This is a genomic window from Pseudomonas corrugata (assembly GCF_050920615.1).
Classification (GTDB): Bacteria; Pseudomonadota; Gammaproteobacteria; order Pseudomonadales; family Pseudomonadaceae; genus Aquipseudomonas; species Aquipseudomonas corrugata.
The window spans coordinates 4977044-4992276 of record NZ_CP130434.1 but is presented as its reverse complement, the minus strand read 5'-3'; the positions used below and the strand labels follow the sequence as shown (position 1 = coordinate 4992276).

14 protein-coding genes are annotated in these 15233 nt (G+C 62.1%); 8 read left to right on the top strand and 6 right to left on the bottom strand.

Annotated features, from left to right (window positions below; all coding sequences use genetic code 11):
- Window positions 1–215 precede the first annotated feature (215 nt).
- From QZH45_RS22200 to QZH45_RS22190, 3 genes are read right to left on the bottom strand one after another with little or no spacing between them, the layout of a single operon-like run.
- Window positions 216–2117, bottom strand: coding sequence for an ATP-binding protein (locus QZH45_RS22200; protein ID WP_024780602.1), 1902 nt, complete (start codon window positions 2115–2117; stop codon window positions 216–218).
- A complete protein-coding gene (locus tag QZH45_RS22195; RefSeq protein ID WP_024780601.1) occupies window positions 2114–3046 on the bottom strand; it encodes an ABC transporter substrate-binding protein in 933 nt (310 codons plus the stop codon). Before QZH45_RS22195 ends, QZH45_RS22200 begins: the two co-directional genes overlap by 4 nt.
- Complete coding sequence (locus QZH45_RS22190) at window positions 3047–5170, bottom strand: TonB-dependent receptor plug domain-containing protein (RefSeq protein WP_024780600.1); 2124 nt, start codon at window positions 5168–5170, stop codon at window positions 3047–3049. It abuts the gene before it with no gap.
- 243 nt (window positions 5171–5413) lie between these two features.
- Here QZH45_RS22190 and QZH45_RS22185 point away from each other — a divergent pair, with 243 nt between their 5' ends.
- From QZH45_RS22185 to QZH45_RS22150, 8 genes are all read left to right on the top strand, one after another.
- Window positions 5414–6439: an NAD(P)H-dependent glycerol-3-phosphate dehydrogenase gene (locus tag QZH45_RS22185; RefSeq protein ID WP_055135387.1), complete on the top strand. Its 1026-nt coding sequence runs from the start codon at window positions 5414–5416 to the stop codon at window positions 6437–6439.
- Window positions 6440–6469: 30 nt separating this feature from the next.
- Window positions 6470–6817, top strand: a complete 348-nt coding sequence (locus tag QZH45_RS22180) for a DUF4389 domain-containing protein (protein ID WP_024780598.1) — start codon at window positions 6470–6472, stop codon at window positions 6815–6817.
- Complete coding sequence (sixA, locus tag QZH45_RS22175) at window positions 6814–7266, top strand: phosphohistidine phosphatase SixA (protein WP_024780597.1); 453 nt, start codon at window positions 6814–6816, stop codon at window positions 7264–7266. Before QZH45_RS22180 ends, sixA begins: the two co-directional genes overlap by 4 nt.
- A 203-nt stretch (window positions 7267–7469) precedes the next feature.
- Window positions 7470–7913: a hotdog fold thioesterase gene (locus QZH45_RS22170; RefSeq protein ID WP_024780596.1), complete on the top strand. Its 444-nt coding sequence runs from the start codon at window positions 7470–7472 to the stop codon at window positions 7911–7913.
- Between the two features lie 930 nt (window positions 7914–8843).
- Complete coding sequence (locus QZH45_RS22165; RefSeq protein WP_024776961.1) at window positions 8844–9638, top strand: alpha/beta fold hydrolase; 795 nt, start codon at window positions 8844–8846, stop codon at window positions 9636–9638.
- Window positions 9635–10486 carry an alpha/beta fold hydrolase gene (locus QZH45_RS22160; RefSeq protein WP_024776960.1) on the top strand — a complete coding sequence of 284 codons (852 nt, stop codon included), beginning with the start codon at window positions 9635–9637 and terminating at the stop codon, window positions 10484–10486. The genes QZH45_RS22165 and QZH45_RS22160 overlap by 4 nt, the downstream gene beginning before the upstream one ends.
- 129 nt (window positions 10487–10615) lie before the next feature.
- Complete coding sequence (locus QZH45_RS22155; RefSeq protein ID WP_024776959.1) at window positions 10616–11437, top strand: DUF4892 domain-containing protein; 822 nt, start codon at window positions 10616–10618, stop codon at window positions 11435–11437.
- A gap of 62 nt (window positions 11438–11499) precedes the next feature.
- The gene (locus QZH45_RS22150; protein ID WP_024776958.1) at window positions 11500–12537 is read left to right on the top strand and encodes an AI-2E family transporter; all 1038 of its coding nucleotides are present in this window, start codon (window positions 11500–11502) and stop codon (window positions 12535–12537) included.
- Between the two features lie 240 nt (window positions 12538–12777).
- On the opposite strand, the gene QZH45_RS22145 is transcribed toward QZH45_RS22150, so the two are convergent.
- The 3 genes from QZH45_RS22145 to QZH45_RS22135 form a co-directional block, all read right to left on the bottom strand.
- The gene (locus tag QZH45_RS22145; protein WP_024776957.1) at window positions 12778–13071 is read right to left on the bottom strand and encodes a hypothetical protein; all 294 of its coding nucleotides are present in this window, start codon (window positions 13069–13071) and stop codon (window positions 12778–12780) included.
- A gap of 173 nt (window positions 13072–13244) precedes the next feature.
- On the bottom strand, window positions 13245–14291 hold the full coding sequence (locus tag QZH45_RS22140) for a sensor histidine kinase (protein WP_024776956.1): 1047 nt from the start codon (window positions 14289–14291) through the stop codon (window positions 13245–13247).
- Window positions 14291–15049: a response regulator gene (locus QZH45_RS22135; protein WP_024776955.1), complete on the bottom strand. Its 759-nt coding sequence runs from the start codon at window positions 15047–15049 to the stop codon at window positions 14291–14293. The genes QZH45_RS22140 and QZH45_RS22135 overlap by 1 nt, the downstream gene beginning before the upstream one ends.
- Window positions 15050–15233: the final 184 nt, after the last annotated feature.

The following is a 15233-nucleotide window of genomic DNA, read 5'->3' as shown; positions in this document are numbered from 1 at the left end:
GCGGCAGGGTGGGGCAAATCTTCCCGGCCGATCGAAGCGGTCATGCCTCGAATCGACAGCCTACTCATAGACTATTGCGTTGTGGTGAAAGTCACAGCACACGGAAAATGAATGTACACCTGTGCACTGAAATTTTTTATTCAAGCCTCAATCGAGGCTCGTTCGGGTGCCTAAGACTGCCGCACTTTCGCCTTTCACGCCAGCTACACAGGCTACTAATGCACCCAACGCTGCAGAATATGCTGCAGATCAACCCTTTTGAACGGCTTTGCAAGGTAATCGTTCATACCCGCCGCCAGGCAGGCTTCGCGATCGCCCTGCAAGGCATTGGCCGTCAGGGCGACGATCGGTACCTCGCTGCAACCTGGCAACTGGCGGATCCGTCGCGTGGCCTCGTAGCCGTCGACCACTGGCAAGCGGCAGTCCATAAGGATCAATTCAAACATCAGGCTCTCAGCGCTGCGGATGGCCTGGGCGCCGTCGGCGGCGATGCTGACGGTAAAACCCAGGCTGCGCAACATGGCCTCGATCACGGTCTGGTTCACCGGGTTGTCCTCCACCAGCAGCACATTGCGGCCTTCGCCACTCTCGCTGCCTTGGGACAACCGCGGCGCCATTTCCGTCGGGTTCTGCGTGGACAGGGCCAACGGAATCTCCAGGGTAAACACCGAGCCCTGGCCTTCCTCGCTCTGGGCTCGCAGGGTACCGCCCATGCGTTCGGCCAGGGTGCGCGCGATCGGCAGGCCCAGGCCGGTGCCGCCGTAGCGGCGGGAAATCGAACTGTCGGCCTGCTGGAAAGCATCGAACATGCGCTCCAGGCTTTCGGGCGATATGCCGATGCCACTGTCGCGCACCGTGCAGGTGAACCACAGCAGTTCGTGGTCCAGGGCCTGCCACTGGCATTGCACGGTGACGCGCCCCTGCTCAGTGAACTTCAGTGCGTTGCCGATCAGGTTCACCAGGATCTGCCGGATCCGCGTCGGATCGCCTTGCACCTGCAAGGCCTTCATGTCGTCTGGAATCAGCAGGTCCAGGCCCAGTTTGCGTTGGGCGGCGCTGTGCTGGAAAGACTGGGCGCAACTGCCCACCAGCTCGGTCAGGTTGAACGGGATGTGTTCCAGTTCCAGGGCCGAGCGTTCGATGCGCGAGAAATCGAGTATGTCATTGATCACCTTCAGCAGGTGTTCGGTGGATTCCGAAGCCAGCGCCGTGTACTCGTGCTGCTCATCGGTCATGCGAGTGGTTTCCAGCAGCTGCAGCATGCCCAGCACGCCGTTCATGGGCGTGCGCAATTCGTGGCTCATCATGGCCAGGAATTCCGATTTTGCGCTGTTGGCCTTTTCCGCTTCTTCTCGGGTCTTGATCAGTTGCGCCATGGCCTGATGCTGTTCCCGGCTGGCTTGTTCAAGGCCGTCGGCCAGGTTGTTGATATGCCGCGACAGGGCCCCCAGTTCGGCGTCGTCGACGATGGGCAACGGTTTGCTGTAATCGCCTTGCTGGATGGCCTTGACGGCGTTGCCGATGTCGCGGATCGGCCGGGACAGGTCAGCGGCCAGGCGACGCGCCACCAGGAAGGTGAACAGCAGGGCGAACAACGCCAGGATCGCGGCCTTGAACAGGATTTCCTGCTGCCGCTGGCTGAAGGCATCACTGGACATGCCGACGATCACCCGGCCCAGGTAATCTTCGTCGGGCGCCTCGATGGGCGTGCTGTTGCCTTGCAGGAAATCGTTGTTCAGGGTGATGCGCTGCAAGCGAACCGGCGCCTGGAACATTTCGATCTGCTGGGAGTGAACACGATTCTGAGGAGGCTGCTCGACGTGCACCAACACCCGGTGGGTGCTGTCCTGCACCTCCAGGAAACGCACGTGGGGCGTGGCCAGCGTGGCGGTGAGCAGACTCTCCAGCACATCGTTATTGCCGGAAATCACTCCGTACTCGGTGGCGGGAGCCAGTTGGTTGGCGATCAGTTGCCCGGTGTGATTGAGTTCCTGGCGCAGGTCCTGGATTCGCACGAAGGTGAAGAAGCTGATTAACAGCACGGTCAGCAGCAGCGCCGGACCAAGGGCAATGAGCTGGGTGCGTGTACTGATATCCCAACGGCGACGCAAGGTCATGGGCGGTGTTCTCCTTCGGCCAACTGCGTAGCGACGGAAGCGGCGTCAATCGGTTCGAGCCCCAGGGAGCGGGCCACTTGCCGGTTGTCCAGGACTTTGAAGCGGGCCGGATACAGCGCGCGTGGCCAAGTGGCGGCGGGACGGTCGAGCAGATCGTCGAGAATCGCCAGCCAATCTTCCTGGTCGCTGTAGGTGCTGGCCAGGCTGCCGGCCCTGACGAACGCCGCGCTCGGCCCGATCAGCGCGCGTTGCCGGGCATAGCTGCTCAGCAACAGGTTCTTCACGGTCTTGGGGTTGTAGAGGTCGGGGTCGTCGAGACCCAGCAATACATCGCTCTGGCTCAGCAGGCTTTGCAGGGGGCGGCTGTCGCTGGTGTCTTCCCAGCGCTCGGTGACGATCTCCAGGCCCAGCGGTGCGGCGGCCTGGCGGAGCTCTTTGAGCAGGAATTCGCTGTGCCCGTCGAAAAGCACGCCGATCCTGCTCGCCTGCGGGAGGATCGCGCGAATAAGGTGCAATTGTCGCGTTACTGGCGGATCGCTCCACAGCAGGCTCAGGTGCGCCGGGATTGCCTCCTTCAGGCGCTCCCGGGCTTGCAGGCGACTGATCCGCAGCACCAGGGTGGCCGGGCCCTGGGGCGTTTGCAGGCGCCAGTCGAGGCTGGGCAGGTCCAGCAGGATCAGTCGGATATTGGTCGGCAACTTGTCCGCTGCCGGCAGGCTTGCCAGCGGGGTGAAGCGCACGTCGTCTTCGGGGCGCAAGGCTTTCAGGGCTTGGGTAAAGGACTGTATGCCGGGGCTGTCCTGGGCACCGGTCAACAGGATTTCGGCGGCGCGGGCCTGGAGCGTTGCCAGCAGGCCGGCCAGCACCAGGCACAGTGCCAGCGACAGGCGGCCAGAAAATGACCTCGTGCGCGGTTGGCGGCGGGGCATCTAGAAGGACAACTCCGCACTGAAGTACATGACGTGTCGGGAGTCGTAGCGGTTATCGACGAATGTCGTGGGCTGATTGTCGAGGCGTTGCTGCAGGACGCCAGCCAGCTCGAGGCTGGCTTTGCCCAGAGGGATGCGTCGGGCGAGGCGGGTATCGACCCGTTCGAAGCGGTAGCCGTTGAGGGCATCGGCGGCGTAATAGAACACCGAGCTGTTCCAGCCCTCTCCCCAATCCCGCAGCCAGCCGGCCGATCCACTGTTGCGGGCGGTCAGTTGTTCATCGAGGGGGGCGCTGGCCAGGGCGTCGACGTAGGCATACGTCACGCGCAGGCGGTCGGCGTTGGTCATGCGCCAGTCGAGTTGGGTTTCGGCGCCGGAAAACTGCGATTCATTGGCATTGCTGGCGATGTACTGATTGTTGCGCAGCGGTTCGCTGATCATGCCGGTGATTTCGTCATGGAACAGCCTGACGTCAACCGTCAGACCCAGGTCCATGAAATAACCGTTGTAACCCAGTTCTCGGGAGCGCATGTGTTCCTGCTCGAGGTTCCCCGGCCCGCGGGTCTGGACAAAGTAGCGAGCGCTGCTCTGGCCAAAGGCGGTGGGCTGCAGGTTCGTGACCTGGTAGCTCCAGTTGACGTTGTTCTCGAACATGTCCGGTGAGCGTACCGCTTCGGAGTACACCGCCCGCAAGCCATGTCTTGGTGTGATCAGGTAGTTGACCGCCACCCGCGGCGTCAGCGAACTGCCCGTCAGGCGGGTGTCCTCGAACATCGCGCCGCCCTGCAACAGCCAGTGCTCGGTGGCCCGCCACTCGAACTGGCCAAACAGCCGCCAGGTGGTGTCATCCAGGGTGCCGTTGAAGTAGGTCTCGGAATCGGCCCGGTCATAGCGATAGTTCGCCCCGGTCACCAGTCGCAGTCTGTCGGACAGGCTCAGGGTGTCCTGGATTTCCAGGTCGTAGCGCGATTCCCGGGCACTCTGGTCGATATCGCCGCACACGGTTCGCGAGGCGCCGTTGCGCCATTGGTCGAGCACCTGGTTGGCCAACGCCTGTTCTTGCGCCGTACCGGGTGGGGCTCCGGTGCTGGTGAAGCCGGGCATGTTGCGCGCCAGTTTCTCGGCGTAGTTGGGGTTGAGCCGCCACAGGTCGGTCAGTTGCGGGCTGAAGGACACCTCCGCATCGCAGGCGCGCCAGGTCTGCTGGCGATCCCAGTGCTGGATCGAGCTCTGCACATACAGGCTGTGGTCGGGGTTGAGGTCCAGGTTCCAGCGCAGCGAGCCGGCATAGTCCTTGGCGATGACGTCGGAGTTATCCCCTGCGGCGGTAATCCCGGCAAAGACCGGGTGATAGGTATAAGGCCGCTGGTTGGTCCCGTCCTTGGCGTTCAACTGCCAGTCGATGCTCTGCTGTTCGTTCAGCGTCTGGCTGACCGACAGGTTGATGCGGTTCAAGCGGCGACTGTCGCGGTAGTCGGCACCGTTGCGGTCGCTGTCAAAACCATCGTCTTCCTGGCCGGACAGCGAAAGGCGCAGATCGCCGCCGTCCCAGCCGGTGCCCTGGCTGGCATACCAGTCGCTGATACCGCGCTGGCCTCGGGTGATTTTCAGCCGCGTGCCGTGGCTGTTGGCCGGCGCCCGGGTGATGATGTTGACCACCGCCATCAGCGCGTTGGCGCCATAGCTGACGGTGTTGGGGCCGCGGAAGACTTCGATTCGCTCAATGTCCTCCATGGCCACCGGAATGTCGCTCCAGTCGACGGTGGCAAGGCCGGCGCGGTACACCGAGCGGCCGTCGATCAGCACCTGCATTCGGCGTGCTTCGCTGGCGTTGGTGCCATGGTAGTTCACCGTGGGCTGGTTGCCGCTGAGGTTGCCGACCATCATGCCGGGTACCAGGCGCAGCAGCTCGCTGATGTCCCGGGCGCCGCTGGCCTTGATCAGCTCGCTGTCCAGCACGGTCATGCTGCCCGGCACTGCGGCCGGTGATTGTTTCAGGCGCGTGGCGGTCAGGACCTGGGGCAGGGGTTGGCTGTCGACAAACAAGTCGTCGGCCCACACTGGCGGGCTGATGAGCAGCACCAATAGCAGTGACGAACCTGAGCGGGAGGGGCCAACGGTCACGGCAGAGCCTTTGATCACAGAACGATGGCAGGCATGTTAACTGAGCTGAGAGACTTTTCCAGTTGCGTTGACAGCATTTTCCTAGAAATTGATAGTCAGCTTCCTACAGCTGCGGGTAATTGATGCTGTGTGCTTTCGCAGAAATGAACAGTATCTGTGAGACAGGACACTAGGGGTGGTCGCGATCTGGCTGCTCCGTATAATGCCCGGCATCGCCACTTGGTATGGATGAACGGATTGCATATGACTGAACAGCGCCCGATTGCGGTCCTGGGAGGCGGGAGTTTCGGTACCGCCGTGGCCAACCTGCTGGCCGAGAATGGTCACTCGGTGCACCAATGGATGCGTGACCCGGAGCAGGCCGAGGCCATCCGGGTCAACCGTGAGAACCCGCGTTACCTCAAGGGCATCAAAATTCGTCCGGAAGTGGAGCCGGTGACCGACCTGCAGGCCACTCTCCAGGGCAGCGACCTGTTTTTTGTCGCCTTGCCCTCCAGCGCCTTGCGTTCGGTGCTGGCGCCCCATGCCGAGTGCCTGAGCGGCAAGTTCCTGATCAGCCTGACCAAGGGCATCGAAGCCCAGACCTTCAAACTGATGAGCGAAATTCTTGAAGAGATCGCGCCAAAAGCGCGGATCGGGGTGATTTCCGGGCCGAACCTGGCGCGGGAAATCGCTGAGCATGCCTTGACCGCCACCGTGGTGGCCAGTGAAGACGAAGAGTTGTGCCGGCGGGTCCAGGCCGCACTCCATGGTCGTACCTTCCGGGTCTATGCCAGTGCCGACCGTTTCGGCGTGGAGCTGGGCGGGGCGCTGAAGAATGTCTATGCGATCATCTCCGGCATGGCGGTGGCGCTGGGCATGGGGGAGAACACCAAGAGCATGCTGATCACCCGGGCCCTGGCGGAAATGACGCGCTTTGCCGTCAGTCAGGGCGCCAATCCGATGACCTTTCTCGGATTGGCCGGGGTGGGTGACCTCATCGTCACCTGTTCCTCGCCCAAGAGCCGCAACTACCAGGTAGGCTTTGCCCTCGGCCAGGGCCTGAGCCTGGACGAGGCCATGTCGCGCCTGGGCGAAGTGGCGGAAGGGGTGAACACCCTCAAAGTGCTCAAGGCCAAGTCCCAGGAGGCCGGGGTCTATATGCCGCTGGTCGCGGGGCTGCATGCGATTCTGTTCGAAGGGCGCACGCTGGAACAGGTGATCGAACTGCTGATGCGTGGCGAACCGAAGACCGATGTCGACTTCATTTCCATCAGTGGCTTCAACTGAGCCGTTGTTGATGACAAGCAGGAGTGAGCTATGAATGATCCGAAAGGGCAGGCCCGATACGAGTCCATCCTGTTGCGGGTGCTGTGGATGGTGGTCTACCTGCTGGTCTGGCAAGTGGCGCAATTCATCCTCGGCGCCGTGGTACTGGTGCAATTGATCTATCGATTGATCTATGGCGCACCCAATGCAAGTCTGATGAGTTTCGGCGACAGCCTGAGCCGGTTCCTGGCCCAGATCGGCCGTTTCGGCACCTTTCACAGCGACCAGAAGCCCTGGCCGTTCGCTGATTGGCCGAGTCCACGTCCGCCGGAAGGCGAAGCGCCCCACGTCGTGCCGCCGGCTTCGCATCCTGTGCAGGATGAGGAGCCCAAGCTATGAACGTGTGGGTGCTGCGCCATGGTGAAGCCGAGCCATACGGCGCCCGCCCCGATCCCGAACGGGCCTTGACGGTTCACGGGCGTGAAGAAGTCCTGCGCAGTGCCGCCGAACTGATCGGCCGACCGCTGACCGCCATTTATGCCAGCCCCTATCTGCGCGCCCAGCAAACTGCGCAACTGGTGCGCGAGGCGTTGGGCTTCGAACCTGAGTTGATCACGGTCGACTGGCTCAAGCCGGAAACCCGGCCACAAACCGTCCTTGAACATCTCGCGGATCGGAATGATGTGCTGCTCGTCAGTCATAACCCGCTGGTGGGTAGCCTGTTGGGCTTTGCGCAACATGGTCACCTGCAACAACCCGAGCAAGTGAAAACGGCCGGCCTGGCTGAGCTGGAAGGTGACCTGCCATTGGCCGGGGCGATGCGACTCAAGGGCATCCGGCATCCATGAAAAAGACCGGGCCTTGCCTTCAGTCAAGCAAGCCGCACGACTTGTGGGAGCCAGCCTGCTCGCGACGGCGGTGTGTCAGTCAACGTGCCTGCTGATTGATCCACCGCTGTCGCGAGCAGGCTCGCTCCCGCAGAGATATCGCTTGATCCTTGATTGGTTGGCATTGATGCCTTGTTTGCACATAAACATAAGGAAGGGCAACGATGAGTCTGTGGCGCACCACCCCCAACATTGAACAACTGAACGCTGCTGCTAGAAACACCATCAGCGAGGTGCTGGACATTCGTTTCGAGTCCTTCGACGACGAGTCCCTGACCGCCAGCATGGTGGTCGATCACCGAACCCACCAGCCGTTCGGTCTGTTGCATGGCGGCGCTTCGGTGGTCCTGGCCGAAACGGTCGGCTCCATGGCCGCCTACCTGTGCGTGGACACCAGCAAGTTTTATTGCGTGGGTCTGGAAATCAATGCCAACCACCTGCGCGGTGTTCGCAGTGGGCGGGTGACTGCCACGGCCAGGATGATTCATCTGGGTCGTACTACCCAAGTCTGGGATATTCGCCTGAGCAACGACGAGGGCAAGGTCAACTGTGTGTCGCGCCTGACCATGGCGGTGGTGCCGCTGGGCGAGCAACCGCCGGCGCGCTGATTCCACAGATCCTTCGTAGCGAGGGGATTTGTGGGAGCAGGGCTTGCCCGCGATAAAGCCAACGCAGTCTTTCAGAATTGGCGGCGTCTGCGTCGCGAGCAAGCTTTGCTCCCACAGGTGTCGTTGCCACAAAATTTGCGGCTGGCCAGCCATAACGCCATAGCCCAAGCCAGACTGTCTTTGTAGCGAAGGGATTTGTGGGAGCAAGGCTTGCCCGCGATAAAGCCAACGCAGTCTTTCAGAAATGGCGGCGTCTGCGTCGCGAGCAAGCTTTGCTCCTACAGGTGTCGTTGCCACAAAATTTGCGGCTGGCCAGCCATAACGCCATAGCCCAAGCCAGACTGTCTTTGTAGCGAAGGGATTTGTGGGAGCAAGGCTTGCCCGCGATAAAGCCAACGCAGTCTTTCAGAAATGGCGGCGTCTGCGTCGCGAGCAAGCTTTGCTCCTACAGGTGTCGTTGCCACAAAATTTGCGGCTGGCCAGCCATAACGCCATAGCCCAAGCCAGACTGTCTTTGTAGCGAAGGGATTTGTGGGAGCAAGGCTTGCCCGCGATAAAGCCAACGCAGTCTTTCAGAAATGGCGGCGTCTGCGTCGCGAGCAAGCTTTGCTCCTACAGGTGTCGTTGCCACAAAATTTGCGGCTGGCCAGCCATAACGCCATAGCCCAAGCCAGACTGTCTTTGTAGCGAAGGGATTTGTGGGAGCAAGGCTTGCCCGCGATAAAGCCAACGCAGTCTTTCAGAAATGGCGGCGTCTGCGTCGCGAGCAAGCTTTGCTCCTACAGGTGTCGTTGCCACAAAATTTGCGGCTGGCCAGCCATAACGCCATAGCCCAAGCCAGACTGTCATCATTCCTGTCAGTTACGGTCATTGCCGCGCCATCGGCTTCTGCGGACAATCTGCCCCAGTTCCCCCAATGGATCGGTTGTCATGTCGCAACAGGTGTTTTTCGCCCACGCCAATGGTTTTCCCTCGGCCACCTACGGCAAGCTGTTTGCCGCGCTGGCGCCGCAGTATCAGGTCGCGCATCTGGAGCTGCATGGCCATGACCCGCGTTTCCCGGTGGACGATAACTGGCACAACCTGGTGGACGAGTTGATCCATCACCTGGAGCAACAGCCGGAACCGGTCTGGGGTGTCGGTCATTCGCTGGGCGGTGTACTTCACCTGCACGCGGCATTGCGCTGCCCTCGGTTGTACCGTGGCGTGGTCATGCTCGATTCGCCAGTCCTGACCCGCACGGATCGCTGGGTGATCCTGGCTGCCAAGCGGCTGGGCTTCATCGACCGCCTGACCCCGGCCGGACGGACCTTGGGCCGACGCGAGGAGTTCGCCAACCTGGAAGCGGCCCGGCAGTATTTTTCCGGCAAGACGCTGTTTCGCGGTTTCGACCCGGATTGCTTCGACGCCTACCTGCAACATGGCCTGCAGCAAGTCGGTGATCGCCTGCGGCTGCGCTTCGATCCGGCCACGGAAATCAGCATTTACCGCGGTGTGCCGCACACCAGTCCCGGTCGGGCCCGCACGCTCAAGATACCCTTGGCGGTGGTGCGTGGTCGGCAAAGTCGCGTGGTGATGCGTCACCACACCCGTTCGGTAGGCAGCATGCCCTTGGGCGAGTCCCTGAGCATGCCCGGCGGTCATATGTTTCCCCTGGAGCATCCGCTGGATACGGCGGATCTGCTCAAGGGGTTGTTCCAGCGTTGGCAGGGGCGTAGCGCATGAACGGAGTTGAAGAAGTTCGCCTGAGCCTGCCTCACATCGAACTGGCTGCCCACCTGTTCGGACCGGAGGATGGCCGCCCGGTGATCGCCTTGCATGGCTGGCTGGACAATGCCAACAGTTTCGCCCGTCTGGCCCCCCGGCTCGAAGGCTTGCGGATCATTGCCCTGGACATGGCCGGGCATGGTCATTCGGGGCATCGACCGCCCGGTGCCGGCTACGCGCTATGGGACTATGCCCATGATGTGCTGCAGGTGGCCGAACAACTGGGTCTGCAACGTTTCGCCCTGTTGGGGCATTCCCTGGGCGCCATCGTATCGCTGGTGTTGGCCGGGTCCCTGCCGGAACGGGTCACACACCTGGGGCTGATCGACGGCATCATTCCGCCGACTGCCCAGAGCGACAACGCGGCCGAACGCATGGGCATGGCACTCCAGGCACAACTGGATCTGCAGAAAAAAACCAAACCGGTCTATAAAACTCTCGACCGGGCCATCGAAGCCCGCATGAAAGGGTTGGTGGCGGTCAGCCGCGAGGCTGCCGAACTGCTCGCCCAGCGAGGCCTGATGCCGGTGCCGGGAGGTTATACCTGGCGCACCGACAACCGCCTGACCCTGCCATCGCCCCTGCGCCTGACCGACGAGCAGGCCATGGCCTTCGTGGCGCGGGTCGGTTGTCCCGCCCATCTGATCGTGGCGGCCGAGGGCATGCTGGCCCGGCACACCCAATTGCTGGAGCGTCTACCCTTCAGTCATGAACAATTGCCCGGCGGCCATCATTTGCATCTGAACGACGAAACCGGTGCCGTGCTTGTAGCAGACTGTTTCAATCGGTTCTTCAGCACTTCTTGACTTGCGTCGGGCAACTGTCGAGGCTGGGCGGGTTGAAAGGGAGACCACCATGACAGAGCTTTGTTTACCCGCCTTGCGGCGCAGGGACGACGCCGGTTTCGTCCGCGGGCGCCAGGCCAAGTCGATCCGATGAAATCATTCGTTCATTCACTCACCTTGTTGGCGCTGGCTTGTGTCAGTCCGGCGTCATTCGCCGCCGATGTGCCCGGCAGCCGGGACCTGGAGCGCGTGCCCCGTCTGCCCGACGCGCAGATTGTCGATTATCGGCAAACCAGCGACGTCGAGCGCATCTACCCCCTGGGCTCGATTCGCAAGATCAGCGGCCAGCTGCGTTTCGACGGACAGGTCGATGGCCGTGGTGTCGTCACGTCGGTGACTTATGAGCTACCTCCGGAACATTCCGCCACCCAGGCCTTTACCGCCGCTCGCGAAGCCTTGCAGCAGCAAGGTGCCGAGCTGTTGTTCTGGTGCCAGGCCCGTGATTGTGGCGAAAGCAGCCTCTGGGCCAACGAAGTGTTTGGCAACGCCAAGCTCTACGGTGCCGACAATGGCCAGGCGTATCTGTTGCTACGCCTGGCGCCGCCGACGGACAACACATTGATTGCGCTCTACGGCATCACCCGCGGCAACCGCAAGGCCTACCTGCATGTCGAGCAGTTCGAGGCGAGCACTCCTTTGGGGGACTTGTTGCCAACCTCCGCCACGCTGCTGCGCCAGCTCAAGGACACCGGCGTGCTGGATTTGCCACGTCTTGCCGGTGAACCGGACGAGACCTGGTTGCGCCTGCTGGCCCGGGCGCTGAACCTGGACACCGGCCTGCGGGTCAGCCTCGCCGGCCCCAAGGCCGAGGCCTGGCGCCAGGCGCTGTCGGATCAGGGTGTTCGTGAGGCGCGGATGGAGGCAGCCGGAGATGGCAATACTCCGGGCCTTCACCTTGAGTTGCTGCGCTAATCTGTGCCGGACAGCGGACCTTGTACCGCTGCCCCGGTCCTGTTCATTCTTCGAGACCTTTCATGCTCAATAACGATCGGCTGTTGGTGCAGATCCTGCTCCTGGTGTTGTTCGGTGCAAGCCTGTGGGTCATGGCGCCGTTCTGGTCGGCACTGTTCTGGGGGGCGGTGCTGGCCTTCGCCAGTTGGCCGCTGATGCGCCTGCTGACCCGCTGGGTCAATGGTCGCGAATCTCTCGCGGCGGCGGTGCTGACGGTCGGCTGGATGCTGTTGGTGGCGGTACCCTTGGTGTGGTTGGGTTTCAACCTGGCTGATCATGTACGCGATGCCACGGCGTTCATCAGGGACGTGCAGGTCGATGGCCTGCCCGATGCCCCAGCCTGGCTGGGCGGCTTGCCGCTGGTGGGTGGGCGGTTGGTCGCTATCTGGAACAGCGTCGACCAGCAGGGAGCGGCGATGATGGTGTCCATCAAGCCCTACCTGGGACAAGTCGGCAACTGGCTGCTGGCCCGCAGCAAGCAGATTGGCGGCGGCATGCTCGAGCTGACGCTGAGCATCGTGTTCGTGTTCTTTTTCTATCGCGACGGTCCACGCCTGGCGGCTTTTGTCCACGGACTGCTCGAGCGCCTGATCGGTGACCGTGCCGGTTACTACATCGAACTGGTGGCTGGTACGGTGCAACGGGTGGTCAACGGCGTGATCGGCACCGCGGCCGCCCAGGCCTTGTTGGCACTGATCGGCTTCCTGATCGCCGGGGTACCGGGTGCACTGGTGCTGGGTATCGCCACCTTCCTGCTCAGCCTGATTCCCATGGGGCCGCCGCTGGTCTGGATCCCTGCAACGGCCTGGCTGGTATGGAAGGGCGAATACGGAATGGCAGTGTTCCTAGGCATCTGGGGCACGTTCATCATCAGCGGCGTGGACAACGTGCTCAAACCCTACTTGATCAGCCGTGGTGGAAACCTGCCGTTGGTGATTGTGTTGCTGGGGGTTTTCGGCGGGTTGATCGCTTTCGGTTTCATTGGCCTGTTCATCGGCCCTACGCTGCTGGCGGTGGCGTACAGCCTGCTGACGGATTGGAGCAAGAGCCAGGCGCGGTGATTCGGTATGGGTAATTAAGTGTGGTGAAAGATTTATTTGTGGTGGAGGGATTTATCTGTGGCGAGGGGATTTATCCCCGTTGGGCTGCGCAGCAGCCCTAAAAAGCTGGCGCCTCGGTATTCAGATTGCTTCTATGTAGGCAGTTTGGGGCTGCTACGCAGCCCGGCGGGGATGAATCCCCTCGCCACAAGTGGGACTGATCAATGAGCCTGGCGCTTGTGAGTCCAGGCTCTTAGGGCATCAGGTCGCCACGTTCAGATGTTTCCCCACGCTCGCCACGTCATCCAGCGAATACTGCCGACTGAGGTTGGTGATCATCCTGTTCAGTGCTTCGCTGACGCTGGATTGAGTGGTGGAGCTGTCGCTGGACTGCAAGACGCTGGTCAGTTCGCTGGCGGTGACGCTACCGTCGCCATCGCTGTCGAGCTTGCCGAGCAGTTCCTTTTGGAACTGTTGGTCGCGGGCACTGTTGGTCGCGGTACGGTTGATGCTGGTGTACGTCGAGTAGCTGCTACTGCTGACGCTGCCGATCATGGGCGCTCTCCTTGAGGTGACATAACCGGTGGATGGACCGGCTCATGCAGCCTCGGTGGGGCAGTTGTCGTGGGTATGTGGGGTTTGTACCGGAGGAGGTACAAAAATGCCGGCCAGACGCGGTCCTTGTGGGAGCGGGCAAGCCCGCTCCCACAGAGAAAGTAGGGAAGCGCTCAAGCGCGCGGCAGACGGATGACGGCGGTCAGCCCACCGCCCGGCGTTTCTTCCAGGCTCAGTTGCCCACCCAGGCGCTCCGCGGCTTCCCGGGCGATGGTCATGCCCAGGCCGACGCCGCCGGAGTTGCGGTTGCGTGAACCTTCCAGGCGATAGAACGGTTCGAACACCGCTTCGCGTTTGTCCTCGGTTATACCGGGGCCATGGTCGATGACCCGGATCAGCACCTGGAAGCCCTGGTCCTCCAGGGCGATCGATGCGTGCCCGGCGTAGCGCAAGGCATTGTCCATGAGGTTGTTGATGCACGAGCGCAACGCCATGGGTTGCACCTGCAAGGGGGCGCAGGAACCGCTGGACTGCACGTCGGCGCCCTGATCCTGGGCATTTTCGCTCAGGGATTCCACCAGGGCCTGTACGTCCATCCATTGCAGTGCTTCGCTGGTGCGCTGTTCGTGCAGGTAGGTGAGGGTAGCGTCGAGCATGCCGATCATGTCGTCCAGGTCCTGGCGCATCTGGCCTTGCAGCTTGATGTCGTCGATCTGTTCCAGGCGCAGCTTCAGTCGGGACAGCGGGGTGCGCAGATCGTGGGATACCGCTCCGAGCATGCGTGAGCGTTGCTGAACCTGCTCACGAATGCGTTTTTGCATCAGGTTGAACGTATGGGCCGCCTGCCAGGCTTCCCGGGGGCCGGTTTCGTCCAGCGGCGGGCTGTCGAGGTCCTCGCTCAGGCGTTCGGCTGCATCGCTCAGGCGCTGGATCGGCCGGGTCAGGAGTTTGGCGCCATACCAGGCCGCGATGATCAGGCATATGAACTGGAACGTCAGCGGCACCACCGGGCCACCGAACCAGGGACGGGGGCGATGATCAGGTGGTGGTCCAAAAGGTGGTGGTCCGTCAGCGTGTCGGGAAAACTCCGGAGGTGGGCCGGGAGGTGGCGGCTGGTCGTACTGGATGAACCAGGCAAAGGCCAACAGATGTGCCAGGACGATTGCCAACAACAGCACGCCAAACAGGCGGCCGAACAGGGAGTCCAGGCGCAATCGCATCAGCCGATGTCCCTTGCGTCGAACAGGTAGCCTTCGCCACGCACGGTCTTGATCAACTGCGGGGCCTTGGGGTCGTCGCCCAGTTTCTGGCGCAGGCGCGAGACCAGCAGATCGATGCTGCGGTCGAACGCCTCGATGGAGCGTCCACGGGCAGCGTCCAGCAGTTGTTCGCGGCTGAGCACCCGACGTGGTCGTTCGATGAACACCCACAGCAGCCGGAATTCGGCATTGGACAACGGCACGACCAGCCCGTCGGCGGAGATCAACTGGCGCAGCACGCTGTTGAGTCGCCAGTTATCGAAGCGGATGTTGGCGCGCTGTTCGGTGCGGTCGTCGCGCACCCGGCGCAGGATCGTCTGGATCCGCGCCACCAGCTCCCTGGGCTCGAAAGGCTTGGCCATGTAGTCGTCGGCGCCCAATTCCAGGCCGATGATACGGTCAGTGGGTTCGCAGCGGGCGGTGAGCATCAGGATCGGAATATCCGATTCGGCGCGCAACCAGCGACACAGCTGCAAGCCGTCTTCGCCCGGCAGCATCAGGTCGAGCACGACCACATCGAAATGCTCGGCCTGCATGGCCTGGCGCATGCCGGCGCCATCCGAGACGCCGCTGGCGCGAATGTTGAAACGGGCCAGATAATCGATCAGCAGCTCGCGGATCGGCACATCGTCATCGACGATCAGCGCGCGGATGCTCCAGCGCTTGTCATCGCCTGAGGCCGGTTGGCCGCCAGCATTTGCAACAGGGGTGTTCTGCATGGGTGGATCATCTGCCAGGTAAGCTGCCAACCACAAAGAAGGCGGCGAGGTTGTGGCTCCAGCATAGGCTTCGGCCCGCAGGGCGTGAAGGGCTGGAAGGACGGAGTGCTGCGGCGGACGGTAATTGGCCGGCGTGTTGCCCGGATGTCTTGAATGTATCGGCTTGGACACAAAGGCCTCTATT